The organism is Streptomyces sp. BBFR51 (genome assembly GCF_044591655.1).
In the GTDB taxonomy this organism is placed as follows: domain Bacteria; phylum Actinomycetota; class Actinomycetes; order Streptomycetales; family Streptomycetaceae; genus Streptomyces.
In genome coordinates, this window is the sequence record NZ_CP172448.1 from 2,971,162 (window position 1) to 2,996,248 (window position 25,087).

Sequence of the window (25,087 nt, forward strand, 5' to 3'; positions counted from 1 at the left end):
AACCCTGCGGAAATTCTCTCGTCCATCTCGGGCGGTCCTGGTACGCATGGTTCATGGGACGGTCTACGAGCGATGACGGCGGCGCGAGGACGATGGAACCGCGGGTGCTGCGGCGGGACGAGTGGGAGACCTGGTACGGGACGCTGCTCGGTGCCTTCGGCGGCATTCCGGAGCCGGCCGAAACGCTGGAGCTGTACAGGGAGCTGACGCAGGTCGACCGGTCCCTGGGTGTCTGGGACGGCGACGAATGCGTCGGGACGGCGGGTGCGTTCGGTTTCGAGATGACCGTGCCGGGCGGTACGGCGGTGCCCGCGGCGGGCGTGACGATGGTGAGCGTCGCCGCCACGCACCGGCGCCGGGGTGTACTCACGTCGATGATGCGGCGGCAATTGGACGACGTACGGTCCTGGGGCGAGCCGCTGGCCGTACTGACCGCCTCCGAGCCGGCGATCTACGGCCGGTTCGGGTACGGCGCCGCGACCTTCCAGGTCAACGCGGAGATCGACACGGACCGGGTCCGGCTGTCGGTGCCGGAGGGCACGGACGACGTACGGCTGCGGTACGCGGCGCCCTCCGACGTGCTCGACGTGTGCGAGGCGGTGTACGCGCGGCTGGTGCCCGGACGGCCCGGGATGCTGGCCCGGCGGCCGGGCTGGGAGCGGGTGGCGCTGCTCGACCCGGAGAGCGGACGGGACGGTGCCTCGCCCCTGCGGTGTGTCCTCGCCCGGCGGGACGGTGAGGTCACCGGGTACGCACGGTTCCGGGTGCGGCCCACCTGGGGTGACGCGGGGCCCCGGGGCACGGTGGTGCTCGACGACCTGGCGGGGCTCGACCCGGCGACGGACGCGGCGCTGTGGCGCTTCCTGTTCGGCGTCGACCTGACCTCCACGCTGGCGGTGCGGGGGCGGCCGGTCGACGAGGCGTGGCGGTACCAGGTGTCGGACATCCGACGGTGCCGGCCGACGCTGCGGGACGCGTTGTACGTACGGCTGGTGGACGTGGGGGCGGCGCTCGCGGCGCGCACGTACCAGGCGCCGGTGGACGTGGTGTTCGAGGTGGAGGACGCCTTCTGCCCCTGGAACGCGGGGCGTTGGCGGCTGAGCGGCGACGCGAAGGGGGCGTCCTGCGAGCGTACGTCCGACGCGGCGGAGCTCGCGTTGTCCGTACGGGAGTTGGGGGCGGCGTATCTCGGCGGCGTGAGCCTGGCCTCGCTCGGTGCGGCCGGGCGGGTGCGTCAGGTGCGGCCGGGGGCGCTGGCGGAGGCGTCGGTGGGGTTCGGGTCGGTCGTCGCGCCGTGGCTGCCGCACGGGTTCTGAGGGGCTGGTGTTTTCGGGTGCTCCTTACCGCTGTTGGCAGGTGGGGCACCAGAAGAGGTTGCGGGCGGCGAGGTCAGCGGTGCGGATCGGGTCGCCGCACAGGTGGCAGGACTGGTTGGCCCGGCGGTAGACGTAGACCTCGCCGCCGTGGTCGTCGACGCGGGGTGGGCGGGCCATGGCCTCGGGGGTGTGTTCCGGGCGGACGGTGTCGATGCGGTTGTTCCGCACGCCCTCGCGCATGAGGGCGACGAGGTCGTGCCAGATCGCGTCCCACTCGGCGGGGGTGATGTCCTTGCCGGGGCGGTACGGGTCGATGCCGTGGCGGAAGAGGACCTCGGCGCGGTAGACGTTGCCGACGCCGGCGATGACCTTCTGGTCCATGAGCAGCGCGGCGATGGTGGTGCGGCTGCGGGAGATCCGGCGGTGGGCGGCATCGGGGTCGGCGTCCGGGCGCAGGGGGTCGGGGCCGAGGCGGTCGTGTATCGCCTGCTTCTCCGGGTCCGTGATCAGGGCGCAGGTGGTGGGGCCGCGGAGGTCGACGTAGGTGGTGTCGTTCGCGAGGCGGAGGCGGACGGTGTCCGTGGGCGGGGGTGCGGGGGTGGGGCCGAAGGTGACCTTGCCGAAGAGGCCGAGGTGGATGTGGACCCAGCCGGGGTTCTCGGCTGCGCCGAAGCCGAGGAAGAGGTGTTTGCCGTGGGCGTCGGCGGTGTCCAGGACGGTGTTGTCGAGGAGGGCCGCGGAGTCGGCGAACTTGCCCTGGGGGCTGGTGACGTGGACTGCCGTCCGGGCGAAGGCGGCGGTGTAGTCCTGGGCCAGCCGGTGGATCGTGTGCCCCTCTGGCACGGAGGTGTCCTTTCCTCGCGCCTGTCCGCGGGGCTCCGCGGGAGGCGTGTCCTTGCCTTTGCCCACCCACCCACCCGACTCGGTCGGTCGACAGGCTCAACCCGTCCCGGGGCTCCGCCCCGTCCCCCGGCGGGGACTCCGTCCCCTGCACCCCTACGGGTCTACTCCCCCGCCCGACGGCGCTCACGTCCCCGCCCAGCGGGTCTGCCTCCCCGCCCGGCGGAGCTTACTTCCCCGCCCAGCGCGTCTGCCTCTCTGCCCGACGGAGCTCACGTCCCCGCCCCGCGGGTCTGCTTCCCGGTCCCGCGGGTCTGCCTCCCCGCCCAGCCGAGCTTGCGTCCCCGCCCAGCAGGTCAGCCTCGCTGCCCGCGCGCCCTGCTTCCCCACCCTGCGAGTCTGCCTCCCCGGCCAGCGGGCTGGCATCCCCACCCTGTGGGCCGGCCTCGCTGCCCCGCGAGCCCCGCTCCCCCGCCCCGCTCCCCACCTGGCGGAACTTGTGTGCCCACCCTGTGGGTCTGCTTTCCGGTCCCGCGGACCTGCCTCCCCGCGCCCGGCGGGTCTGCTTCTGCTTCCCCGCCCCACCGGCCTTCCCCCCTGCCCGGCGGGGCTTGCGTCGACGTTGGTGTGGGTTGGGTTCTGTGGCGTGGGGCGGGTTCGCCGTTCGGTGGAGGTTGCTTCGGTGTTTTGTGGGGGTGCGGCGTCCGCGGTGGTCACGTGAGCGGGACGGAGGGTGGTGGTGCTTGCCGGCAGGGAGCTACTGCTGGGGGTGGTGGGGCGGGACGGGAGGGAGGTCGCCGGTGGTTTCGTAGGACGTGAGCATGTCGATGCGGCGGATGTGGCGTTCGTCGCCGGAGAACGGGGTGGCGAGGAAGGTCTCGACGAACTTCGTCGCCTCCTCCCGCGTGTGCATGCGGGCGCCGACCGCGACGACGTTGGCGTCGTTGTGCTGGCGGCCGAGCGACGCGGTCTCCTCGCTCCAGGCCAGCGCCGCGCGCACGCCCTTCACCTTGTTCGCCGCGATCTGCTCGCCGTTGCCGGAGCCGCCGATCACGATGCCGAGGGCGCCCGGGTCCGCGGCCGTGCGCTCGGCGGCGCGGAGGCAGAAGGGCGGGTAGTCGTCCTGGGCGTCGTAGATGTGCGGGCCGCAGTCGACGGGCTCGTGGCCCGCCGCCTCGAGCCACTCGACGAGGTGGTTCTTGAGTTCGTAGCCCGCATGGTCGGAGCCGAGATACACGCGCATGGGTCGAGTGTGACACGCGGCCCTCGGGGCGGCAGCGTCGGGTGTGGGCTCTGGGAAGGGTACGTAGAGCTTTGGAACCTCAGGGAAAGCTCAAGTAACGATCCGGATTCGAAGGTTCCCGAATTCAGTCACCTCCGTTTCACTGGTCCGGCTCGTACACCGCTCGTACGAGAAAGTGCTCGACCGGCGCAAAGGAAAACCCCCCATGACTTCGCAGCCGACCCTGACGAAGCCCGAGGACGGGCCCACGGGCCCCTCCGGACCCGGATCAGGACTTCAGGCCGGGCTCAAGAACCGCCACCTTTCGATGATCGCCATTGGCGGGGTCATCGGGGCCGGGCTGTTCGTGGGCTCCAGCTCGGGAATCGCGACCGCGGGCCCCGGCATCCTTCTCTCGTACGCCCTCGTCGGCACGCTCGTGGTGCTGGTGATGCGGATGCTCGGGGAGATGTCGGCCGCCAACCCGACCTCGGGTTCCTTCTCCGCACACGCCGACCGGGCGCTCGGGCCCTGGGCCGGGTTCTCCATCGGCTGGCTCTACTGGTTCTTCTGGGTCGTCGTGCTGGCCGTCGAGGCGACCGCCGGGGCCAAGATCCTGGAGGGCTGGATACCGGCCGTGCCCCAGTGGGGCTGGGCCCTGATCGTGATGCTCGTGCTGACCGCCACCAACCTCGCCTCGGTCGGCTCCTACGGCGAGTTCGAGTTCTGGTTCGCCGGGATCAAGGTCGTCGCGATCGCCGCGTTCATCGTCGTGGGCGGCCTGGCCGTCTTCGGGGTGCTGCCCGGCGTGGACAGCGAGCAGGCGGGGCTGGGCAATCTGACCGAGCACGGCGGGTTCCTGCCGAACGGGGCCGGGGCCATCCTCACCGGTGTGCTGCTCGTCGTCTTCTCCTTCATGGGCAGCGAGATCCCCACCCTCGCCGCCGGTGAGTCCGAGGACCCGCAGCGGGCCGTGACCAAGGCGACCAACAGCATCATCTGGCGTATCGCCGTCTTCTACCTGGGCTCCATCTTCGTCGTGATCGCCCTGCTGCCGTGGGACTCGCAGTCGATCATCGACAAGGGCTCCTACGTCGCCGCCCTGGACTCCCTCGGGATCGCGAACGCCGGTCAGATCATGAACTTCATCGTGCTGACGTCCGTGCTGTCCTGTCTGAACTCCGGGCTGTACACGGCTTCGCGCATGGCCTTCTCGCTCGGTGAGCGCGGTGACGCCCCGAAGGCGTTCGCCCGCACCACCCGGCGCGGGGTGCCGCGGACGGCGATCCTGGTCTCCGTGGTGTTCGGCTTCGTCGCCGTCTTCTTCAACTACGAGTTCCCGGACTCCGTCTTCCTCTTCCTCGTCAACTCCTCCGGCGCCGTCGCCCTCTTCGTGTGGCTGGTGATCTGCTTGTCCCAGCTGCGGATGCGGAAGATCATCCAGGCGGAGGCGCCGGAGAAGCTGGTGGTGCGGATGTGGCTGTTCCCGTACCTGACGTGGGCGGCCGCCGCCGTGATCGTCTTCGTGCTCGGGTACATGCTGACCGACACCGAGCACGACGGGCGCACCACCGTGCTGCTGTCGCTGCTCGTCGCCGCGCTCGTCCTCGTGGTCGCCTTCGTCAAGCAGCGGATCACCGCACAGAAGGCCGTCGCCGGGAAGGACTGACGTCCGCCGGAATCACGCGCATACGTGAAAGAGGCTCGCCGGGTCGCTGCTGCGATCCGGCGAGCCTCTTCTCGTGGGCCTGCGGCGTCCTACCGCTTGTCGACCAGCTTCCAGGCGGTGGGCAGCACGCCCATCGCCAGCGCGGCCTTCAGCGCGTCGCCGATCAGGAACGGGGTGAGGCCGGCCGCGATCGCGGCGGTGAGGGACATGTCGGCGGCGAGGGCCAGGTACGGCACGCCGACGGCGTAGATGATCGCCTCGCCGAGCAGCATCGTGCCGGCCGTGCGCAGCATCGAGCGGTCGGCGCCGCGGCGGGCCAGGGCGCCCACCGCCGTGGCGGCGAGCAGCATGCCGAAGACGTAGCCGAGGGACGGGGCGGCGGTGCCGGAGCCGCCTTCCGCGAACCAGGGCACGCCGGCCATGCCGACCATGGCGTAGAGGGCGAGGGAGAGCAGGCCGCGGCGGGCGCCGAGCGAGGTGCCGACGAGCAGCGCGGCGAAGGTCTGGCCGGTCACCGGCACCGGGGAGCCGGGCACGGGCACCGCGATCTGGGCCGCGACGCCGGTGAGCACGGCGCCGCCGGCCACGAGCGCGACGTCCCGGACTCGGGAGGAGGGGATGAGGTCGGCGAGGACCTGCCCGGTTCGGGCGGAAACGGCAGCGGTGCTCATGGGGACTCCGCGGTGGTGTGGACATGTCGGGACACCGCGACGCTATCCCAGCGGCCGGGTCCGATCACCAGCAGCGCTCGACAAAGGCCCGCTCGCAAGCTTGGTGGGCTCTCGACAAAGGGCGCGCGATACACGTGATCGGGGGTGACACCGGTCACCAAGGGGGTGAGGCGGGCGTCACGAGGCAGGCGGAACCCCGCATTCGGACGATCACATTCCGTATGCGCGCCGTCCGTATCGTGGGCGGTCGCTGTCGCCGACCGGCGCGACCCCTGAGACTGTGGGCGTTTTTGCCCTGCCCCAGCCCGCCCCTCCCCCACGCATCGGACGAGCCGCTCCATGTCCCACAGCACCACCAGCAAGGCGCCGCAGCAGCCGGCGGACGCCTCCCTGTCCCACGGCCTCAAGCAGCGCCACCTGTCGATGATCGCCCTCGGCGGGGTGATCGGCGCCGGGCTGTTCGTCGGCTCCGGGGCCGGCATCGCCGCCGCCGGGCCCTCCATCGTCGTCGCCTACACCGTCTCCGGTCTCCTCGTGATGCTGGTGATGCGGATGCTGGGCGAGATGTCCGCCGCGTATCCCTCCTCGGGCTCCTTCTCCGCGCACGCCGAGCGGGCGATCGGCCCCTGGGCCGGTTTCACCGCGGGCTGGGCGTTCTGGGTGCTGCTGTGCACGGCCGTCGGCCTGGAGGGCATCGGCGCCGCGCAGATCGTGCACGGCTGGCTGCCGGGCACGCCCGAGTGGGCGTGGGTGGCGCTGTTCATGGTGGTGTTCTGCGGGACGAACCTGGCCGCCGTGAAGAACTTCGGCGAGTTCGAGTTCTGGTTCGCCGCCCTCAAGGTCGGCGCCATCTCGCTGTTCCTGGTACTCGGCGTGCTGGCGATCTGCGGCATCCTGCCGGGCACCGACGCTCCCGGCACCTCCCACCTGAGCGATTTCCTGCCGAACGGCGGCAACGGTCTGATCATCGGCCTGCTGGCCTCGGTGTTCGCCTACGGCGGGCTGGAGACGGTGACCATCGCCGCGGCCGAGTCGGAGAACCCGGTCAAGGGCGTGGCGAGTGCCGTGCGCACGGCGATGTGGCGCATCGCGCTGTTCTACATCGGCTCGATGGCGGTCATCGTGACCCTGGTCCCCTGGGACTCCCCCGAGGTCGTCGAGAAGGGCCCGTACATCGCCGCCCTCGACGAGCTGGGCATTCCGGGCGCGGGTCAGCTCATGAACATCGTGGTGCTGGTCGCGCTGCTCAGCGCGATGAACGCCAACATCTACGGCGCCTCGCGCATCGGCTACTCGCTGGTCGAGCGCGGCCAGGGTCCGAAGACGCTGGGCCGGGTGTCGGGCGGGGTGCCGCGGATCGCGGTGCTGGTGTCCTCCCTCTTCGGCTTCGGGTGCGTGCTGCTCAGCTACTGGCGGCCGGACGACGTCTTCTCCTGGCTGCTGAACATGATCGGCGCGGTCATCCTGGTCGTCTGGATCTTCATCGCCGCCGCGCAGCTGCGGCTGCGCCGCCGCCTGGAGCGGGAGGCGCCCGGGAAGCTGGTCGTGCGCATGTGGGGCTTCCCGTGGCTGACCTGGGTGGCGCTGGCGGGCATGGCCGCGGTGTTCGTGCTGATGGCCCGCGAGCCGGACACGCGGGTGCAGCTGTACTCGACGGGCGGGATGACGCTGGCCCTGGCGGCCGTCGGCTACGCCCGGCAGCGGCGGCGCGCCCGGGACCTCTCCTCCTAGCCGAAGACACCCCGACACCCCGACACGCATCGAGGGCCCCCGCACGGACACGTGCGGGGGCCCCTTCCGGTGCACGGGGTCCTTTCGGGTGGCCCGCCCCTCCGCGCCTTCGAGGCCTCTTGCTGCTAGCGTGCACTTGCAAGCCTTTTGCAATAAGAGGTCGGAGGGGATCCGCCATGTCCGTCTACACGCTTCCTGAACTGCCGTACGACTACTCCGCGCTGGCCCCCGTGATCAGCCCCGAGATCATCGAGCTGCACCACGACAAGCACCACGCCGCCTACGTCAAGGGCGCCAACGACACGCTGGAGCAGCTCGCCGAGGCGCGGGACAAGGAGACGTGGGGCTCGATCAACGGCCTGGAGAAGAATCTGGCCTTCCACCTCTCCGGCCACATCCTGCACTCGATCTACTGGCACAACATGACCGGCGACGGTGGCGGCGAGCCCCTGGACAAGGACGGCGTGGGCGAGCTGGCCGACGCGATCGCCGAGTCCTTCGGCTCCTACGCCGGTTTCAAGGCGCAGCTCACCAAGGCCGCCGCGACCACCCAGGGCTCGGGCTGGGGGGTGCTGGCGTACGAACCGCTGAGCGGCCGGCTGATCGTCGAGCAGGTCTACGACCACCAGGGCAACGTCGGCCAGGGCGCCACCCCGATCCTGGTCTTCGACGCCTGGGAGCACGCCTTCTACCTGCAGTACAGGAACCAGAAGGTCGACTTCATCGACGCCATGTGGGCGGTCGTCAACTGGCAGGACGTGGCGAAGCGCTACGAGGCGGCCAAGTCCCGCACCAACACACTGCTGCTGGCGCCGTGAGAGTCGTCTCCTGATCGCCCTGCCTCGTGATCGTCTTCTCAACCTTCACCGGGCAGGCGGAATGAGGAAGGCCCCCGTGAGGACGTGACTCGCGGGGGCCTTCTGTCATGCCTGCCGGTGCCCTCCGTCTCGCCCGTCGGTCGCCGTCTGGGCAGGGCGGTTCCGCTTTGCTAGCTTCGAACACATGGTTGCCCAGGCCCGGAACTTCACGTCGCGTCGCTATGTCGACCTGCGGCGCCAGGGCACTGCCACCTGTCTCCGTACACGCGTGAGCTGACGGGGCGACACCGCCGGTTCGGCGTGCTGCCGTACCGGTTCGGATGCCCCCCGGCGTACGAGTCATCAGATCCGTGAGGCGGGCGGAGTGGATCCGGCGCGCCTCGATCCGTTCAGACGGCGCAGTGTCGGACCCGTTCCGGAGGAGACCCAGCCATGCCCCGTACCGCGGCACCCCCGCTCGCTTCCCCCGTTCCACGCGGCGCCGACCGCGACCGGCGGAGGGCCAGCGCCAGTGTCGTCCTGCGTTCCGTGCTGGAGCACGGCCCCGTGGCGCGCAGCACCATCGCCCGGCTGACCGGGCTGTCCCCGGCGTCCGTGACGGACTACTGCGCCCGCTTCACCCGGCTCGGGCTGGTCCGCGAGGCCGAGTCGCCCCGGCGGTCGAGGGGCGTCGGGCGCCCGCACGTGCCCCTGGACCTCGACGACTCGCGGTTCGTGGTCGGCGGGATGCACGTGGCCGTCCCGTACACGACGGTGGCGCTGCTCGACCTGCGCGGCCGGGTGGTGCGGCGGCGGGAGCTGAGGCACGAGAGCACCGACCCCGAGCGGGTGCTGTCCGGCGCGGCGGCAGCACTGGCGGCGATGCTCGCCGAGGCCGGGGACGTCCGGCCGCTCGGGGTCGGTCTTGCGGCCGGCGGCTGGGTGGACCGGGACTCCGGGACGATCGTCGAGCACGGGCTGCTGGGCTGGCGGGACGTGCCGGTGCGTGAGGTACTCGGTGCGCTGACCGGACTGCCGGTCCACGTCGACGGCCACGCACGGGCGTTGGTCAACGGTGAGCGGCTGTTCGGGCGGGCGCGCGGCAGCGGGAGCGTGCTGCACCTCTTCGTCGGCAACGTGGTCGACGCGGCGTTCGCCACGCACGACGAGGTGCACCACGGGCCGCGTTCGCAGGCGGGCGCGATCGCGCATCTGCCGGTGCCCGGCGGCAGCGAACCGTGCGAGTGCGGGGGTGCCGGCTGCCTCCAGGCGGAGCTGAGCGAGCGGACCCTGTGCCGCCGGGCCCGTGCGGCCCGGATCACCGACGGGGTCAATCCGCGGCACGTGCTCGCCGCGGCGAACTCCGGTGACCCGGTGGCCGCCGCTCTGCTGCTGGAGCGCTCACGGGCCACCGGGCGGGCCGCGGGACTGCTGCTCGACGTGCTCAATCCGGAGACGGTCGTGGTGACCGAGATCGGCGCCATGCACCGGGAGGACTGCCTGGCCGCGCTGCGGGAGGCGGTCGGCTCGGAACGCGCGGCGGACGTCTTCCCGACGAGCTTCGCCGATTCCGTGCTGGCCGTCGCGGGGGGCTCGGTCGTTCTGGACGTGCTGTACCGGGACCCGCTGGGCGCTTCACCTGAGGCTATTTAATTCAGAAACGCGGAATGTTGACATGGATCGCCGATGACCGGAAGCATTCACCTCATGAGCTGTCGCACTCTCTGTTGCTGACGCCCCGGCGCGCCCGGAGCGCGTATCCCGCTGCGTGAATTCCCTTTCCCGTCACCGGAATTCCGCATGCCCCCAAGCCTGTCCCCACCTGTTTCGCCGTTTCGCCTTCCCGGCTGCCCTTGTGCCCCCTTCCGTATGAGATCAGGGAGTTCTCCCATGCCCTCTCCGCCTGTCACAGGCATTGACCGACGCCTCTTTCTCACCTCGCTGATCGGCGCCTCGGCAGCCGTCGCCGGTCTCAGCGGCTGCGCCAACGGCAGTGCCGCCGCCGAAACGAAGGGGGCCTCCACCGCTCCGCTCGCCACCAAGGTGCCCGAGGGCACCAGCCTGAAGATCGCCTCCTATCAGGACACCCAGCAGATCCAGTTCGAACTGGCCCGTCTGAAAGTTCCGTTCGAGGTGTCGGACTGGCTGAACATCGGTGCGGGACCCGATGTCATCAACGCCTTCCGCGCGAAGTCCCTCGATCTCGCCAACAACGCGGGCATCCCGCCGATACAGGCGTACTACCAGGGCTTCGACGCGAAGATCGTCGCGATCAACGTCACCCGCAAGCCCAACTATCTGTTCGCGACGAAACCCGGCAGCGACATCCGTACGACCGCGGACTTCGAGGGCAAGAAGCTGGCCTTCTCGCAGGGGCAGGCGCAGGGCGTCGTGCTGCTGCGGGCGCTGAAGGAGGCGGGGCTCGAATACGACCAGGTGGAACTGGTGCCACTGACCAGCAACCAGTTCCTGACCGCGCTCCAGTCCGGTCAGGTGGACATCGCCCCGCTCGCCAACAGCCAGGCACCCGCCTATCTGAAGCAGTACGGGTCCAAGGGCGCGCACACCATCGAGACCGACGTGGTCGACCTGCTCAGCCTGCTGTGGGCACCGCAGTCCGTACTGAACGACCGTGCGAAGGCCGCCGCCGTCGCCGCCTACATCCCGCAGTGGGTCAAGGGTCTGGTGTGGACGTGGGAACACCCGGACGAGTGGAACGAGGAGTTCTACGTCAAGACGCAGAACCTGACCCTCGCGCAGGCGAAGGCCGTCACCGAACTGGCCAACAAGCCGCTGTTCCCGCCGAGCTGGGACGAGGCGATCAAGTGGGAGCAGGAGACGGCGGATCTGCTGGCGGAGGGCGGCTTCGTGGAGAAGTTCGACGTGACGCGGCTCTTCGACCGCCGCTTCGAGGCCGTCGCGGCGCGGGCCGCGACGGCGGAGTACCGGAGGTGAGCGCCGTGACCAGCGCAGTGACCGACGCCGTGGCCGCCGAAAGCGCGGTCGTCGTCGAGGAGGACGCCCACCAGGTGCGCCGGCGCCGCCGGCTCTCACCCGGGAAGCAGTGGCCCGCCGCCCGGCTGACCGGCCCCCTGCTGGTGGTCGTCCTGTGGACGGTCGCCTCCGCCGCGGGGGCGCTGGACCCCGGTGCGATCCCGGCGCCCTGGACGGTGGTGGAGACGGCCGGCCGGCTGTGGGCGGACGGGACGCTCGCCACCGATGTCGTCACCTCGCTGCGCCGGGCGGCGATCGGGTTCGCGATCGGGCTCGGCGCCGGGGTGCTGCTGGCGCTGGCCGCCGGGCTCAGCCGGGTGGGCGACGCCCTGATCGACGGGACGGTGCAGCTCAACCGGGCCGTGCCGACGCTGGGTCTGATCCCGCTGTTCATTCTGTGGCTGGGCATCGGCGAGACCTTCAAGATCGCCATCATCGCGATCGTCGTGTACATCCCGATGTACCTGAACACGCATGCCGCGCTGTCCGGCATCGACAGCCGCTACGTCGAACTGGCCGAGGTGCAGGGGCTGTCCCGGCTGCGGTTCGTGCGCCAGGTGGTGATCCCCGGCTCGCTGCCCGGCTTCTTCGTGGGGCTCAGGCTCAGCGTGACCGGCTCCTGGCTGGGCCTGGTGGTGCTGGAGCAGATCAACGCCACCAGCGGTCTCGGCTACATGATGTTCCAGGCCCAGAACTACGGCCAGACGGACGTGATCCTCGTCGGCCTGCTGATCTACGGCGTCTTCGGTCTGGTCTCCGACAGCGTGGTCCGTCTGATCGAGCGGAGGGTGCTGTCGTGGCGACGCACACTGAGCAGCTGAACCGTCCGGCCGTCCGGCTGCACGGCCTGACCAGGTCCTTCGAGGGGCGTACGGTGCTCGACGGCATCGATCTCGAACTGCCCGCGGGCCAGTTCACGGCGCTGCTGGGGCACAGCGGTTCCGGCAAGAGCACGCTGCTGCGGGCCGTGGCCGGCCTGGACCACGGTGTCGAGGGCGAGGGGCGGCTGTCCGCGCCCGAGCGAGTGTCGGTGGTCTTCCAGGACTCCCGGCTGCTGCCCTGGCGCCGGGTGCTGGACAACGTACTGCTCGGCGCCGGGGGCAAGGAGGCCGCCGAGCAGGGCCGGTCCGCCCTGGCCGAGGTGGGCCTCAAGGGACGCGAACGGGCCTGGCCCGGGGAGCTGTCCGGCGGCGAGGCGCAGCGTGCGGCCCTGGCGCGGGCCCTGGTGCGGGAGCCGCAGCTGCTGCTCGCCGACGAGCCGTTCGGCGCGCTCGACGCCCTGACCCGGATCAGGATGCACAACCTGCTGCGCGAGCTGTGGGAGCGGCACCGGCCCTCGGTGCTGCTGGTCACCCACGACGTCGACGAGGCGATCGTGCTCGCGGACCGGGTTCTCGTGCTCGAGAACGGCCGTATCGGACTCGACCTGACCATCGACCGGCCCCATCCGCGCTCCTACCGGGAGCCGGTGCTGGGTGAGTACCGGGAGCGGCTGCTGGCCGCGCTCGGTGTGACGGAGGACCACTGATGACCCGCCGGCTGCATCTGAACGCGTTCCTGATGAACACCGGCCACCACGAGGCGTCGTGGCGGCTGCCGGAGAGCGACCCGTACGCGCACGTGAGTCTCGCGCACTACGTGCACTTGGCGCGGACCGCCGAACGGGGCACGTTCGACTCGCTGTTCCTCGCGGACGGCCCGCAGCTGTGGAGCAACCTCGCGCAGCGGCCCGCCGGCGCGCTGGAACCGCTCACCCTGCTGACCGCGCTGGCGACGGCGACCGAGCACATCGGGCTCATCGCGACGGCGTCCACGTCCTACAACTCGCCCTACAACCTGGCCCGCAAGTTCGCCTCGCTGGACGTCATCAGCGGTGGCCGGGCGGGCTGGAACATCGTCACCACCGCCGGGGCCGAGGCGGCCCGCAACTTCGGCCTGGACGCCGAGCCGGCGCACGCGGAACGCTACGCCCGCGCCGCCGAGTTCGTGGACGTGGCGCTGAAGCTGTGGGACAGCTGGGAGGACGACGCGATCCTCGCCGACAAGGCGGCCGGTGTGTGGGGCGACGACGCCCGCATCCATCCGCCGCGTCACAGGGGGACGTACTTCAGTGTCGAGGGCGCGCTCAACGTGCCCCGTACGCCGCAGGGTTACCCGCTGCTGGTGCAGGCCGGCTCCTCGGCGGACGGCAAGGCCTTCGCGGCGCGGTACGCGGAGGCGGTGTTCACCGCACAGCAGACGATCGAGGACGCGCGGTCCTTCTACGCCGACCTCAAGGCCCGCACCGGGCGTGCGGGACGCGATCCGGAGCACATCAAGGTGCTGCCGGGCATCGTCCCGGTGATCGGTTCCACCGAGGCGGAGGCGCGCGCCGCGGAGCAGGTCCTCGAGGACCACATCGTGCACGCGCACGGGGTGCGGCGCCTGGAGGACCTGCTGCGGCTGGAGCCCGGCAGCCTGGACCTGGACGGTCCGCTGCCGGACGGCCTGCCGCCCGAGAGTGCCATCGAGGGCGCCAAGAGCCGCTACACGCTGATCGTGGAGCTGGCCCGGCGCGAGAGCCTGACCGTGCGGCAGCTGATCGGGCGGCTGGGCGGCGGGCGTGGCCATCTGACGTTCACGGGGACGCCGGAGCAGGTGGCCGACCAGATCGAGTCGTGGTTCACGCGGGGGGCGGCCGACGGCTTCAACATCATGCCGCCGGTGCTGCCCTCGGGCCTCGAGACCTTCGTCGACCACGTCGTCCCGATCCTGCGCGAGCGGGGTCTGCTGCGCACCGGGTACGGGCCCCGGCAGACGCTGCGCGAGCGCTACGGCCTGCCCCGGCCCCGCAACCAGTACGTCCCCCAGTCCACGGACCCGGATCCGGCCCCGGCTCCGGCTCCGGCTCCGGCCGGGCCCGGGGATTCGGCCGCACTCACCCGCATCTGAGAGAGGACCTCATCATGACCGATCTGCGGATCAGCAAGATCACCTCCCGTATCGGCGCCAAGGTGTCCGGTGTCGACGTCTCCCGGCCGCTGGACAAGGTGACCGTCACCGCGCTGGGGGCCGCCCTGGCCGAGCACAAGGCGCTGGTCTTCGACGACGTGAACCTCGACGACGAGGGCCAGCAGGCCTTCGTGCGCTCCTTCGGGGACCTCACCACCGCCCACCCGACCGTCGGCGCCGTGAACGGGGCTCCCAACGTGCTGCCGGTGGACAGCGAACGGGGCCGTGCCAACCACTGGCACACCGACGTCACGTTCGTCCTGAACCCGCCGCAGGCCACCTCGCTGCGCAGCCTGACGGTCCCGCCGTACGGCGGCGAGACCCTGATCGCGTCCTCGGCGGGCGCCTACCGCGACCTGCCGGAGCCGCTGCGGCTGCTGGCCGACCGGCTGTGGGCGGAGCACACCAACGACTACGACTACGCGGTGGCGGACGAGGACATCGACGCGGAGAAGGCCGCGCACCGGTCCCAGTTCACCTCGATCAAGTACCGCACGGCGCACCCGGTGGTGCGCGTCCACCCGCTGACCGGCGAGCGCGGACTGTTCATCGGCGGGTTCGCGCAGCGGATCACGGGCCTGTCGGTGGGCGAGTCGCGCAAGCTGCTCGAACTGCTCCAGTCCTACGTCACCCGCCCGGAGAACGTGCTGCGGCACCGCTGGTCGGAGAACCAGCTGGTGCTGTTCGACAACCGCATCACCCAGCACTACGCCATCGACAACTACGACGGACGGCCGCGCCGACTGCACCGCGTGACGCTCGCCGGCCCCGTGCCGGTGGGCATCGAGGGCAAGGAGAGCTACTCGATCGAGGGCGACGCCTCGCACTACACCCCGCTCGCCGCGTAACCGGAACCGGAACCGGAACCGGACAGGAGCCTGAGGAAGACCCCCGTGGGTAGGGCGCCCGGTGTCCGAACTGCGGCGACACGATGCACGAGTTCCGGGAGCTGGAGGGGGACGAGGAGAAGGCAGCGGCGCGGCTGGCGCTCGAGAAGCCGCTGGACGGGGAGGTCTTCGTCGCCAAGGCCTACCACCGCTGTACGTACGACGGCTGCCGGCGGACCCAGCGGAAGAATCGGTGGTGGCTCCGCGCGACGCTGCCCGAGGAGGGCTGACCGCCGGTTCCCCGCGCCCCGTGAAAACGGCGTGGGGAACCGGGCGTGGTCGGGTCAGAGGTTGCTGAAGTCCGGGCCCTTGGTGCGGGTGCGCTTGATCTCGTAGAAGCCCGGCACGGAGGCCACGGCGAGGGTGCCGTCCCAGAGCTTGGCCGCGTCCTCGCCCTTGGGGGCGGGGGTGACGACCGGGCCGAAGAAGGCGAGCTGGCCGCCGTCGGCGCCGGGTACGGCGATGACCGGGGTGCCGACCTCCTGGCCGACCTTGTCGATGCCCTCCTTGTGGGAGGCGCGCAGCTGGGGCTCGTACGGGGTGGTGTCCCAGTGGTCCATGAGGGACTCGGGCAGGCCGGCGTCCTTCAGGGCGGCGGCGACGGTGTCCTTGCCCGGGCCCTGCTCCTGGTTGTGGATGCGGGTGCCGAGCGCCGTGTAGAGGTCGCCGAGCACCTCCTGGCCGTGCTCCTCCTGGGCCGCGATGACGACGCGGACCGGGCCCCACGCCTTGGTCGAGAGCAGCTCGCGGTAGTCCTCGGGCAGGTCGTCGAGCTTGTCCTCGTTGAGGACGGCGAGGCTCATCACATGCCAGTGGACCTTGATGTCCCGGACCTTCTCCACCTCCAGGACCCAGCGGGAGGTCATCCAGGCCCAGGGGCACAGCGGGTCGAACCAGAAGTCGACGGGGGTCTTCTCCGACATGACTCTCCTCGTGAGGCGGCGCAAGCGAGCGTTTCCCGGGGCAACCGAGCGGCCGCCCCGCCCATTCCCGGCTGCCGCGTGTCAGGACCGCATGGCAGGATCGGGGCTGTCCGCATACTGAACACCACCCGAGGGAGTGCCGCCCGTGCCCGGTGAGAATCTGTCCCGCGACGAGGCCCGGGAGCGGGCCGCCCTGCTGTCCGTCGACGGGTACGAGGTGTCCCTCGACGTGCGCTCGGCCACCGGTGACGTGCGGGGCGAGGGTCCCCGCACCTTCCGCTCCGTCACCACGATCCGCTTCCGCTGCAACGAGCCGGGCGCGAGCAGCTTCGCCGACCTGATCGCGCCGGGCGTCACCGCCGTCTGTCTCAACGGCCGCGATCTCGACCCGAGCGAGGTCTTCGACGGCTCCCGGATCGCCCTGGAGGACCTGGCCGCCGACAACGAGCTGGTGGTCGACGCCCAGTGCGCCTACTCCCGCACCGGCGAGGGCCTGCACCGCTTCGTCGACCCCGAGGACGGCGAGGTGTACCTGTACACGCAGTACGAGCCGGCCGACTCCCGCCGGGTCTTCGCCAACTTCGAGCAGCCCGACCTCAAGGCGCCCTTCCGTTTCGAGGTGCGGGCGCCCGAGGAGTGGACGGTGTGGAGCAACGGCGCGGGTGAGCGCGCCGACGGGGTGTGGCGGTTCGCGGAGACGAAGCCGATCTCGACGTACATCACGTGTGTGGTCGCGGGGCCGTACCACTATGTGACGGACTCCTACGAGCGCGTCCTCGAGGACGGCACCCGGCTGGAGATCCCGCTCGGCGCGCTGTGCCGCAAGGGTCTGGCGCCGCACTTCGACGCCGACGACGTCTTCCTGATCACCAAGCAGGGCCTGGACTTCTTCCACGACCGCTTCGACTACCCGTACCCCTTCGGGAAGTACGACCAGGCCTTCGTGCCGGAGTACAACCTGGGCGCGATGGAGAACCCGGGGATGGTGACCTTCCGGGAGGAGTACATCTTCCGCGGGAAGGTGACGCGGGCGTCGTACGAGGGGCGCGCCAACACGATCCTGCACGAGATGGCGCACATGTGGTTCGGCGACCTGGTCACCATGGAGTGGTGGGACGACCTGTGGCTGAAGGAGTCCTTCGCCGACTTCATGGGCGCGTTCGCCAACGTCGGCGCGACCCGGTTCAAGGATGCCTGGATCACGTTCGCCAACCGCCGCAAAGCCTGGGCGTACCGCGCCGACCAGCTGCCGTCCACGCACCCGATCACGGCCGACATCCGTGACCTGGAGGACGCCAAGCTCAACTTCGACGGCATCACGTACGCCAAGGGCGCCTCGGTGCTGAAGCAGCTGGTGGCGTACGCGGGGCAGGACGCGTTCCTGGAGGGCGCCCGGCGCTACTTCAAGCGGCACGCGTACGGGAACACGCGCCTCGGTGATCTGCTGTCGGTGCTCGAGGAGACCAGCGGGCGGGACATGGCGGCCTGGGCCCGCTCCTGGCTCCAGACGGCCGGCGTCAACTCGCTGACCCCGCAGGTGCTGCTGAGCGGGGCGGGCACGGTCGACGAGCTGGCCGTGGTGCAGGAGGCCGCCGAGTCGAACCCCGAACTGCGCCCGCACCGGGTCGCGGTGGGCCTGTACCGGCGTACGGCCGAGGGTGCTCTCGAGCGGTACGCGCGCGCCGAGGTGGACGTCGAGGGGCCGCGCACGGTGGTGGCGGAGCTGGCCGGCGCCGAGGCGCCCGAGCTGGTTTTGGTCAACGACGACGACCTGACGTACTGCAAGACGCGCTTCGACGACACCTCGCTGGCGACGCTGCGCGAGCACCTGGGCGCGCTGACCGACCCGCTGGCCCGCGCGCTGTGCTGGTCGGCGCTGTGGAACATGACGCGGGACGCGCTGCTGCCGGCCCGGGACTTCGCCGGCCTGGTGCTGCGCTTCGCGGGACGCGAGTCGGACATCGGCGTCCTGCAGATGCTGCACGCCTGGACGAACTCGGCGCTGACCAACTACGCGGCCCCCGACTGGCGGGAGACCGGTGGCCGGCTGCTCGGCGAGGGTGCGCTGCGTGAGCTGCGGGAGGCGGCGCCGGGCAGCGAGCAGCAGCTGGCGTGGGCGCGGTTCTTCGCGTCGGTGGCGTCCGACGAGGACGAACTGCTGTTGCTGCGCGGGCTGCTGGAAGGCACCGAGAAGATCGACGGCCTTGACGTGGACCAGGAGCTGCGCTGGGCGTTCCTCTCCCCGCTCGCGGCACACGGCGCCGCCGACGAGGGCGTGCTGGCCGCCGAGCTGGCCCGCGACGACACGGCCTCCGGCAAGCGCCACCAGGTGCGCTGTCTGGCCGCCCGCCCCTCAGCAGCGGTGAAGGCGCAGGCCTGGGCGCAGGTCGTGGAGTCCGACGCGCTGTCCAACGCCCTGGTGGAGGCGACCATCGCGGGCTTCGCGCAGGCCTCCCAGCGGGAACTGCTCGCGCCGTACACCGAGAAGTACTTCGCGGCGATCGAGCGGGTGTGGGCCGAGCGGTCCATCCAGATCGGGATGGACGTGGTCCGGGGCCTGTTCCCCTCGCTGCGGGACTCCCGGGACACGCTGGACGCGACGGACGCCTGGCTGTCCGCGCACGAGGACGCCGCGCCCGCGCTGCGCCGGCTGGTGCTGGAGGCCCGGGACGACCTGGCACGGGCACTGCGGGCACAGGCGTACGACGCGGCGGCGGGGGGCCGCTGACACCTCGCCGGCACCCCCGATCTCCGGCCGATCCCTGGCCGATCCCTGGCCGATCTCTGGCCAATGATTGGGCGTTCAGTCATCGTTACAAGATGAGTGCACTGCGGCCGTAACCCCTGGTCCCACCCGTTCGGACCAGGGGTTTCGGCATCCGAACACCCGTCCTTTAGTCCGGCCTTGTCCCGGTTCGGCGATGGGCGTGTAACAGCGGTTAAGGGACGGATCGGGCACGGGAAAACCCCCGGTCATGACGCACAACACCCCGCTCTCCCCCCGCCCCCGCCCGCTCCACGACCTGGCCGACGGCCGGCGTCGCCTGATGACGGCCGCCCAGTTGCGGGCGCACGGTGTCTCCGCCGCCGAGGCCAACGAGCAGTGCCGTCCCGGCGGGCCCTGGCAGCAGCTCCTGCCGAACGTCGTCCTGCTCCGCCCCGGGCCGCCGACCAGCGAGGAGCGCCTGCACGCGGTGCTGCTCTACGCGGCGCGGGAACGCACCGCCGGCGCGACCCCGGGTGCGGCTCCCGGCGTGACCGCGTCCGTGCCGGTCCAGCCGGGCCCGGGGCACCCGCCCGTCCCCGCCTACGCGGAGGCGATGATCACGGGGCTGGCCGCGCTGACGCTGCACGGGTTCTCCGCCGCTCCCCCGCTGCCGTCCCTGGCCCTCATCGACGTCCTGGTCCCGCGGCTGCGCCGGCTGCGTACGACGGGCTGCGCGCGCATCGTCCGCACGACCGCGCTGCCCACCGCCGTGCAGCTGACCGGGGTGCCGGTGGCGCCGGTGGCGCGGGCCCTGGCGGACGCGGTGGCGGAGCTGACCGACCCGGGCGCCGTGCGCCGGCTGCTGACGGAGGCGGTGCGCGGCGGGCACTGCGAACCGGCCGCAGTGGTCCGGGAGCTGAACCGGGCCCGGCTGCTCAGCCGCCCGCACGTGGTGGACGCCGTGGACTCGCTGGTCGCCGAGGGGCGCGCGCTGGCCGAGCAGCGCCTGTACCGGATGGTGCGCGAGCACGCCCTGCCGGAGCCGGTGTGGAACGTCGACCTGCGCCTGCCCGGCGGCCCCTACCTGGGCGGCGTGGACGCCTTCTGGCCCGAGCAGGCGGTGGCGCTGGAGCTGGACACCCGGGCCCACCGGCAGCAGGAGGACGACGCCGCCCGGGCGGAACACACCCGCAAGCGCGAGCACCTGGAGCGCCTGGGGATCACGGTCGTGCACCTCACCGCGCGCGGGCTGCGGGACTCCCTTGAGCACCAGGCGGCCGTGGTCCGTACGGCGTTGATGGCGGCCGGGGACCGGGAACCCGCGGCGTACGTCGTGGTGCTGCCCCGGTAGTGACGGACCGGGGCGTCGCCAGGAGGGGAGAGGAGGGGCCGCGGGGTGCGCAACCCGGCGGCCCCTCCTCATGGCCCGGGATTGTCACGGCCCGCCCCTTGTGTCCGCGATGGCGTATGGCGGAAGTACGCCATGGCTCCATCCCGTCCCGGACAACTCTCCCCAAACAGTGATCCCTTGAGTAAAGCTGAGCGGTCGTCCGGGATCGGATTCCGGACTGCGTCGGTCAGGGCCGATCGGCCTTGGTCGTTCCGTACGTTCCTTTACCTACAAGGGATGCCGATGACCCACAGCCCCCAGCGGGAACCGATACCCGGCGCGAGACGCACGGCCCGCATCGCCCTGGCCGCCGGCCTCGTCGCCGCGCTCGCCGCGGTCGGGCCCGTCCCCGTGGCCCTCGCCGCCGACGGCCCGGCGACCGCGCCCCCCGTCGACGCCGTCGTCAAGTCCGCGCACGACAAGCTCGGTTCCGACGACGCGGACCTGCTCGCCGAGGCGAAGGCCGGCGGCGAGAAGAACGTCACGATGATGGTCGCCACCGCGCCGGGCCGGACCGAGCAGGTGGCCAAGGAGCTGGACGGGGTCGCCGGCGGCACCGTCGGCCGCACCTACGACGAGCTGGGCTACGTCCGCGCCACCGTCCCCACCGCCAAGGCGGACTCGGCCATCGCGGCCGCCGCGAAGCTCTCCTCCGTGCACGGCATCGACCTGCGCGAGGAGATACCGCTGGACGACCCGACGCCGAGCGCCGACATGGCGAAGGGCGCCTCGCACAAGGGCCGTTCCTACCCGGCGCCGGACCGCAGGACGCCCGCCGAGAACCCGTACAACCCGTCCTTCGAGACGGGCGCCGTCGACTTCGTGAAGAAGTACCCGAAGGCGGACGGCCGCGGGATCACCATCGGCATCCTCGACTCGGGCGTCGACCTCGGCCACCCGGCGCTGCAGAAGACCACCACCGGCGAGCGCAAGATCGTCGACTGGATCACCGCGACCGACCCCGTCGTCGACGGCGACCGGACCTGGCGCCCGATGACCACCTCCGTGGCCGGCCCGACCTTCACCTACGGCGGGCAGACGTGGACGGCGCCCGCGGGCTCGTACCGGGTCAGCACCTTCCTGGAGTCCTACACCACCGGCGGTGACGCCGCGGGCGACGCCAACCGGGACGGCGACACCACCGACTCCTGGGGTGTCCTGTACGACGCGAAGGCCGGCACGGTCCGCGTCGACCTGAACAACAACCACGACTTCTCCGACGACAAGCCGATGAAGCCCTACAAGGACGGCTTCCAGGTCGGGTACTTCGGCACCGACGACCCGAAGACGGACGTGGCCGAGCGCCAGCCCTTCGTGGTCGAGATCCGGGGGGACGTCGTCTACAACTCCGCGGGCGCCAAGGCCGACTTCGTCAACATCGGCGTCATCGAGTCCGAGCACGGCACGCACGTCGCCGGACTCACCGCCGCCAACGGGCTGTTCGGCGGCCGGATGGACGGCGCCGCGCCCGGCGCGAAGATCGTCTCCTCCCGGGCGTGCACCTGGAGCGGCGGCTGCACCAACGTCGCGCTCACCGAGGGCATGATCGACCTCGTCGTCAACCGGGGCGTCGACATCGTCAACATGTCGATCGGCGGCCTGCCCGCCCTCAACGACGGCAACAACGCGCGCGCCGAGCTGTACACCCGGCTCATCGACACCTACGGCGTGCAGCTCGTCATCTCCGCGGGCAACTCGGGACCCGGCGCCAACACCATCGGCGACCCCGGCCTCGCCGACAAGGTGATCTCCGTCGGCGCGTCCGTCTCCCGCGAGACCTGGGCCGCCAACTACGGCTCCGCGGTGAAGACCAAGTACCAGATGATGCCGTTCTCCTCGCGCGGCCCGCGTGAGGACGGCGGCTTCACGCCGACGCTGACCGCGCCCGGCGCCGCGGTCAACTCCATCCAGACCTGGATGCCCGGCGCCCCGGTTCCCGAGGCGGGCTACGACCTGCCCGCCGGCTACGGCATGCTCCAGGGCACCTCGATGGCGTCCCCGCAGGCCGCCGGCGCCTCGGCGCTGCTCCTGTCGGCGGCCGAGCAGGCCCGCATCGACCTCACCCCGGCGAAGCTGCGCACGGCGCTGACCTCCACGGCCGACCACATCAAGGGTGTGCAGGCGTACGAGGAGGGCGCGGGCCTGATCAACGTCCCCGACGCCTGGAAGTCGATCCGGCACGGCGCCACCGCCCACGAGTACACGGTGAAGGCACCGGTCGACACCGCGATCGACCAGTTCCTCGAGACCCCGGGCTACGGCACCGGCCTCTACGACCGCGAGGGCGGCCTGAAGGCCGGGCAGAAGAAGACGTACGAGATCACGCTCACGCGTACCTCCGGCGCCGACCGGCCGATCCGGCACGAGCTGGACTTCGAGAACAACGCGGGGCACACCTTCCGGATCGTCGGCCGGGACGAGGTGAAGCTGCCGCTGAACGAGCCGGTGACCGTGAAGGTCGAGGCCCGGCCCGGCTCGGCCGGTCTCAAGAGCGCGATCCTCGAGGTCGACGACCCGCGCACCCAGGGCGTCGACAAGCAGGTCCTCACCACGGTCGTCGTCTCCGCCCCGCTGAAGTACGACTTCTCCGCGAAGAGCTCGGTGCAGCGCAACAGCACCAAGTCCTACTTCGTGACCGTCCCCGAGGGCGCGAAGTCGCTGGAGGTGGCGATCGGCGGGCTCAAGGGTGAGAGCCAGACCCGGTTCATCTCCATCCACCCGTACGGCGTCCCGTCCGACAACACCTCCACGCCGTACTGCTACAACAACTACCTCGACGGCAACGGCTGCCGCCCCGACGTGCGTGCGTACGCCGACCCGCAGCCCGGTGTCTGGGAGGTCGAGGTCGAGGCACGGCGCACCTCGCCGCTGCTCGACAACCCCTACAAGCTGGACGTCACCGTGCTCGGCGCGGCCTTCGACCCGGAGGTCGTGACCGTGCCCGAGGCCAAGGCCGGCACCCCGGCCGACGCCTCCTGGACGGTGACCAACCGGTACGCCCCGCTCGAGGGCAAGCTGGTCGGCGGCCCGCTCGGCTCCTCCGAGACGTCCCGTCCGTCCATCGAGCAGGGCGAGACGGCCACCTCCACGGTCGAGGTGCCCGAGGGCGCCGAGTCGCTGGACGTCGCCATCGGAGGCGTCTCCGACGCGGCCGCCGACCTGGACCTGACGGTCTACGACGAGGACGGCGCCGTCGTCGCCCAGTCCGCCGACGGCGACTCGGAGGAGTCGGTCTCCCTCGCGAAGCCGGCCGCCGGTACGTACACCGTCGAGGTCGCGGGCTACTCGGTACCGTCGGGCAGCACGGAGTACGACTACCGGGACGTGTACTTCGCGGCCACGCTCGGCTCGGTCACCGTGGACGGCTCGGCGCCGGTGAAGCTCGGTACGGGCGCCTCGGCGACGGTGACCGGCAGCGTCACCGCGCTGGCCGCCGCCCCCGAGGGCCGCGAGTTCTTCGGCCGGGTCCAGCTGGTCAACGCCCACGGCACGGTCGCGGGCCTGGGCAGCGTACGGATCGGGAAGGTCGTGCCGTAGTCCGGTGCGGTACGGAAGGGGGCGGGCGCTCAGTGCTGGGCGCCCGCCCCTTTCGCGTGTTCCGGGGAGGATCAGTCGCAGGTGAGGGTGCGGGACTCGGGCAGGGAGGCGGTGATCCAGGTGCGGGCGGTGGCGATGTTCCCCTCGCCGGTGATCACCGTGTCGGGGGTGGGCCGGTCCCGCAGGGCGCCGACCAGCACCCGGTGGCCGGGGGCGAGGGTGGCGAGGCTGTCGTCCAGGACGAACGTCGTCGTGGGCCCGGTGCTCCCCTCGGGCGCGTAGGCATGCGTCACGCGCAGCGTGATCCGGTGCCGTGCGGTGCCCGGTACCGGTTCGGCGGCGGTCACCGTGCCCTCGGCGACCAGCCGGGCGCAGGCGAGGTAGCGGGGGGTGCCGAAGACCACGGCGGCCTCCCGGCCCGCGGAGGGGCTGTCCGGCCGCGCCGCGGACTTGTCGGCCGCGCTGTCGCCCGCCGCGTCCTGGGTGGCGCCGGTGCCGCTCTGCACCGCCAGCCAGCCCAGGCCCGTGACCACGACACCCGCGCAGGCCGCCGCGAGGACACCGAGGGCGAGGCGGAAGGGACGGCGGCGGCGCGGCGCGGGGACCTGAACGGGGGCCGGAGCCGAACGCTCTGCCGGGGCGGCCTCGCCCAGGGCGTCACCGAGCAGGGCCAGCTGCTCGCGCAGCAGCGCCACGTCGGCCGTCGCCGACCGGTACTCGCCGTGGGCGTCCGCGCCCGCGTCGGGCGGCAGCGGCTGGCCCGTGATCGCGGCCATCAGCGCGTCGTACCCACCGGGGTGCTGTTCGGCGGCCATCTCACACCACCTCGTCCTCGTGCAGGCGGGCGCGCAGGGCCCGTACCGCCGTGTGCAGCCTGCTCTTGACCGTGCCCTCGGGGACGCCCAGCTCCTCGGCGATGCCGCGCACCGGCAGGTCGGCGTAGAAACGCAGGACGAGGACCTGGCGCTGGGCGTCGGGCAGCTCGTCCAGGCCCCGGGCGACGGCGAGGGAGAGGACGCTGGTGTCCTCGTCGCGGGGATGCTCCGTCTGACGCAGTGCGGCCAGGCGTTCACCGAGCCGGTCCTGGCGGCGCCTGGCCCGGTGCCAGTCCATGGCCAGGTTGGAGGCGACGACGGCGACCCAGGCGGACACGTCGCGCGGCGCCTCGCGGCCACTGGCCGCCCGCTCCAGCAGCCGCAGGCGGACCTGCTGCACCCCGTCCGGCAGGTCCGCCTGCGGTACCCCGCCCAGCGCGAGCACGGCCCGCACCCGGCGTTCCTGTGCCGCGTCCAGAGGGTCGTCGCCCACGGCGTCCCCCTGGCCGCGGCGGGCCTTCCTGCGCAGCACAGCCACTCCTCCCCCAGCCACGTTTCCCCTAGGACGCCGGCGGGGCCCGAAACGTTCGCCGGGAC

20 protein-coding genes are annotated in these 25,087 nt (G+C 71.7%); 14 read left to right on the forward strand and 6 right to left on the reverse strand.

Annotated elements, in window-relative coordinates:
* Window positions 1-53: 53 nt before the first annotated feature.
* A complete protein-coding gene (locus ACGH7X_RS13455; protein WP_399885005.1) occupies window positions 54-1,316 on the forward strand; it encodes a GNAT family N-acetyltransferase in 1,263 nt (420 codons plus the stop codon).
* A 24-nt stretch (window positions 1,317-1,340) separates the two neighbouring features.
* Here the strand turns inward: ACGH7X_RS13455 and ACGH7X_RS13460 are convergent, their stop codons facing one another.
* Window positions 1,341-2,159, reverse strand: a complete 819-nt coding sequence (locus tag ACGH7X_RS13460; RefSeq protein WP_399885007.1) for an Fpg/Nei family DNA glycosylase — start codon at window positions 2,157-2,159, stop codon at window positions 1,341-1,343.
* 754 nt (window positions 2,160-2,913) lie between these two features.
* Entirely contained in the window at window positions 2,914-3,399 is a 486-nt protein-coding gene (locus ACGH7X_RS13465) for a ribose-5-phosphate isomerase (RefSeq protein ID WP_399885009.1), read from the reverse strand.
* A 205-nt stretch (window positions 3,400-3,604) separates the two neighbouring features.
* On the opposite strand from ACGH7X_RS13465, the gene ACGH7X_RS13470 reads away from it, so the two are divergent.
* Window positions 3,605-5,047 (forward strand): amino acid permease, encoded by a 1,443-nt coding sequence (locus ACGH7X_RS13470; protein WP_399885011.1) that lies wholly within the window; start codon window positions 3,605-3,607, stop codon window positions 5,045-5,047.
* A gap of 89 nt (window positions 5,048-5,136) precedes the next feature.
* Here ACGH7X_RS13470 and ACGH7X_RS13475 read toward each other — a convergent pair whose 3' ends face one another.
* Complete coding sequence (locus tag ACGH7X_RS13475) at window positions 5,137-5,718, reverse strand: biotin transporter BioY (protein ID WP_399885013.1); 582 nt, start codon at window positions 5,716-5,718, stop codon at window positions 5,137-5,139.
* Between the two features lie 339 nt (window positions 5,719-6,057).
* On the opposite strand from ACGH7X_RS13475, the gene ACGH7X_RS13480 reads away from it, so the two are divergent.
* The 9 genes from ACGH7X_RS13480 to ACGH7X_RS13520 all read left to right on the forward strand — a co-directional run bounded on the left by ACGH7X_RS13480 (window position 6,058) and on the right by ACGH7X_RS13520 (window position 15,348).
* Complete coding sequence (locus ACGH7X_RS13480) at window positions 6,058-7,449, forward strand: amino acid permease (protein WP_399885015.1); 1,392 nt, start codon at window positions 6,058-6,060, stop codon at window positions 7,447-7,449.
* A 176-nt stretch (window positions 7,450-7,625) separates the two neighbouring features.
* Window positions 7,626-8,267, forward strand: a complete 642-nt coding sequence (locus ACGH7X_RS13485; RefSeq protein ID WP_399885017.1) for a superoxide dismutase — start codon at window positions 7,626-7,628, stop codon at window positions 8,265-8,267.
* Window positions 8,268-8,699: 432 nt separating this feature from the next.
* A complete protein-coding gene (locus ACGH7X_RS13490) occupies window positions 8,700-9,899 on the forward strand; it encodes an ROK family transcriptional regulator (protein WP_399885019.1) in 1,200 nt (399 codons plus the stop codon).
* Window positions 9,900-10,136: 237 nt separating this feature from the next.
* Complete coding sequence (locus tag ACGH7X_RS13495) at window positions 10,137-11,201, forward strand: ABC transporter substrate-binding protein (RefSeq protein WP_399885021.1); 1,065 nt, start codon at window positions 10,137-10,139, stop codon at window positions 11,199-11,201.
* Between the two features lie 5 nt (window positions 11,202-11,206).
* Entirely contained in the window at window positions 11,207-12,061 is an 855-nt protein-coding gene (locus ACGH7X_RS13500) for an ABC transporter permease (RefSeq protein ID WP_399885023.1), read from the forward strand.
* Window positions 12,037-12,768: an ABC transporter ATP-binding protein gene (locus tag ACGH7X_RS13505; protein WP_399885025.1), complete on the forward strand. Its 732-nt coding sequence runs from the start codon at window positions 12,037-12,039 to the stop codon at window positions 12,766-12,768. Before ACGH7X_RS13500 ends, ACGH7X_RS13505 begins: the two co-directional genes overlap by 25 nt.
* Window positions 12,768-14,171 carry an LLM class flavin-dependent oxidoreductase gene (locus ACGH7X_RS13510; protein WP_399885027.1) on the forward strand — a complete coding sequence of 468 codons (1,404 nt, stop codon included), beginning with the start codon at window positions 12,768-12,770 and terminating at the stop codon, window positions 14,169-14,171. Before ACGH7X_RS13505 ends, ACGH7X_RS13510 begins: the two co-directional genes overlap by 1 nt.
* Window positions 14,172-14,185: 14 nt before the next feature.
* Complete coding sequence (locus tag ACGH7X_RS13515; protein ID WP_399885029.1) at window positions 14,186-15,079, forward strand: TauD/TfdA dioxygenase family protein; 894 nt, start codon at window positions 14,186-14,188, stop codon at window positions 15,077-15,079.
* Between the two features lie 83 nt (window positions 15,080-15,162).
* The gene (locus ACGH7X_RS13520) at window positions 15,163-15,348 is read left to right on the forward strand and encodes a hypothetical protein (protein WP_399885031.1); all 186 of its coding nucleotides are present in this window, start codon (window positions 15,163-15,165) and stop codon (window positions 15,346-15,348) included.
* Between the two features lie 54 nt (window positions 15,349-15,402).
* On the opposite strand, the gene ACGH7X_RS13525 is transcribed toward ACGH7X_RS13520, so the two are convergent.
* Complete coding sequence (locus ACGH7X_RS13525; protein WP_399885033.1) at window positions 15,403-16,041, reverse strand: DsbA family protein; 639 nt, start codon at window positions 16,039-16,041, stop codon at window positions 15,403-15,405.
* 145 nt (window positions 16,042-16,186) lie between these two features.
* On the opposite strand from ACGH7X_RS13525, the gene pepN reads away from it, so the two are divergent.
* The 3 genes from pepN to ACGH7X_RS13540 all read left to right on the forward strand — a co-directional run bounded on the left by pepN (window position 16,187) and on the right by ACGH7X_RS13540 (window position 23,675).
* Complete coding sequence (pepN, locus tag ACGH7X_RS13530; protein ID WP_399885035.1) at window positions 16,187-18,769, forward strand: aminopeptidase N; 2,583 nt, start codon at window positions 16,187-16,189, stop codon at window positions 18,767-18,769.
* 247 nt (window positions 18,770-19,016) lie between these two features.
* Entirely contained in the window at window positions 19,017-20,099 is a 1,083-nt protein-coding gene (locus tag ACGH7X_RS13535; protein ID WP_399885037.1) for a hypothetical protein, read from the forward strand.
* Window positions 20,100-20,381: 282 nt separating this feature from the next.
* The gene (locus ACGH7X_RS13540; protein ID WP_399885039.1) at window positions 20,382-23,675 is read left to right on the forward strand and encodes a S8 family serine peptidase; all 3,294 of its coding nucleotides are present in this window, start codon (window positions 20,382-20,384) and stop codon (window positions 23,673-23,675) included.
* A gap of 71 nt (window positions 23,676-23,746) precedes the next feature.
* Here the strand turns inward: ACGH7X_RS13540 and ACGH7X_RS13545 are convergent, their stop codons facing one another.
* Together ACGH7X_RS13545 and ACGH7X_RS13550 are read right to left on the reverse strand one after the other, a co-directional pair.
* Window positions 23,747-24,490, reverse strand: coding sequence for a hypothetical protein (locus ACGH7X_RS13545; RefSeq protein WP_399885041.1), 744 nt, complete (start codon window positions 24,488-24,490; stop codon window positions 23,747-23,749).
* A gap of 1 nt (window position 24,491) precedes the next feature.
* Complete coding sequence (locus tag ACGH7X_RS13550; RefSeq protein WP_399885043.1) at window positions 24,492-25,022, reverse strand: RNA polymerase sigma factor; 531 nt, start codon at window positions 25,020-25,022, stop codon at window positions 24,492-24,494.
* Window positions 25,023-25,087 lie beyond the last annotated feature (65 nt).

Bases quoted from the DNA above. Each gene is read 5' to 3' on its own strand.
- ACGH7X_RS13455 (WP_399885005.1), top strand. From the start codon at position 54: ATGGGACGGTCTACGAGCGATGACGGCGGCGCGAGGACGATGGAACCG.
- ACGH7X_RS13465 (WP_399885009.1), bottom strand. From the start codon at position 3,399: ATGCGCGTGTATCTCGGCTCCGACCATGCGGGCTACGAACTCAAGAAC.
- ACGH7X_RS13470 (WP_399885011.1), top strand. From the start codon at position 3,605: ATGACTTCGCAGCCGACCCTGACGAAGCCCGAGGACGGGCCCACGGGC.
- ACGH7X_RS13475 (WP_399885013.1), bottom strand. From the start codon at position 5,718: ATGAGCACCGCTGCCGTTTCCGCCCGAACCGGGCAGGTCCTCGCCGAC.
- ACGH7X_RS13480 (WP_399885015.1), top strand. From the start codon at position 6,058: ATGTCCCACAGCACCACCAGCAAGGCGCCGCAGCAGCCGGCGGACGCC.
- ACGH7X_RS13485 (WP_399885017.1), top strand. From the start codon at position 7,626: ATGTCCGTCTACACGCTTCCTGAACTGCCGTACGACTACTCCGCGCTG.
- ACGH7X_RS13490 (WP_399885019.1), top strand. From the start codon at position 8,700: ATGCCCCGTACCGCGGCACCCCCGCTCGCTTCCCCCGTTCCACGCGGC.
- ACGH7X_RS13495 (WP_399885021.1), top strand. From the start codon at position 10,137: ATGCCCTCTCCGCCTGTCACAGGCATTGACCGACGCCTCTTTCTCACC.
- ACGH7X_RS13510 (WP_399885027.1), top strand. From the start codon at position 12,768: ATGACCCGCCGGCTGCATCTGAACGCGTTCCTGATGAACACCGGCCAC.
- ACGH7X_RS13515 (WP_399885029.1), top strand. From the start codon at position 14,186: ATGACCGATCTGCGGATCAGCAAGATCACCTCCCGTATCGGCGCCAAG.
- ACGH7X_RS13520 (WP_399885031.1), top strand. From the start codon at position 15,163: ATGCACGAGTTCCGGGAGCTGGAGGGGGACGAGGAGAAGGCAGCGGCG.
- ACGH7X_RS13525 (WP_399885033.1), bottom strand. From the start codon at position 16,041: ATGTCGGAGAAGACCCCCGTCGACTTCTGGTTCGACCCGCTGTGCCCC.
- ACGH7X_RS13535 (WP_399885037.1), top strand. From the start codon at position 19,017: ATGACGCACAACACCCCGCTCTCCCCCCGCCCCCGCCCGCTCCACGAC.
- ACGH7X_RS13540 (WP_399885039.1), top strand. From the start codon at position 20,382: ATGACCCACAGCCCCCAGCGGGAACCGATACCCGGCGCGAGACGCACG.
- ACGH7X_RS13545 (WP_399885041.1), bottom strand. From the start codon at position 24,490: ATGGCCGCCGAACAGCACCCCGGTGGGTACGACGCGCTGATGGCCGCG.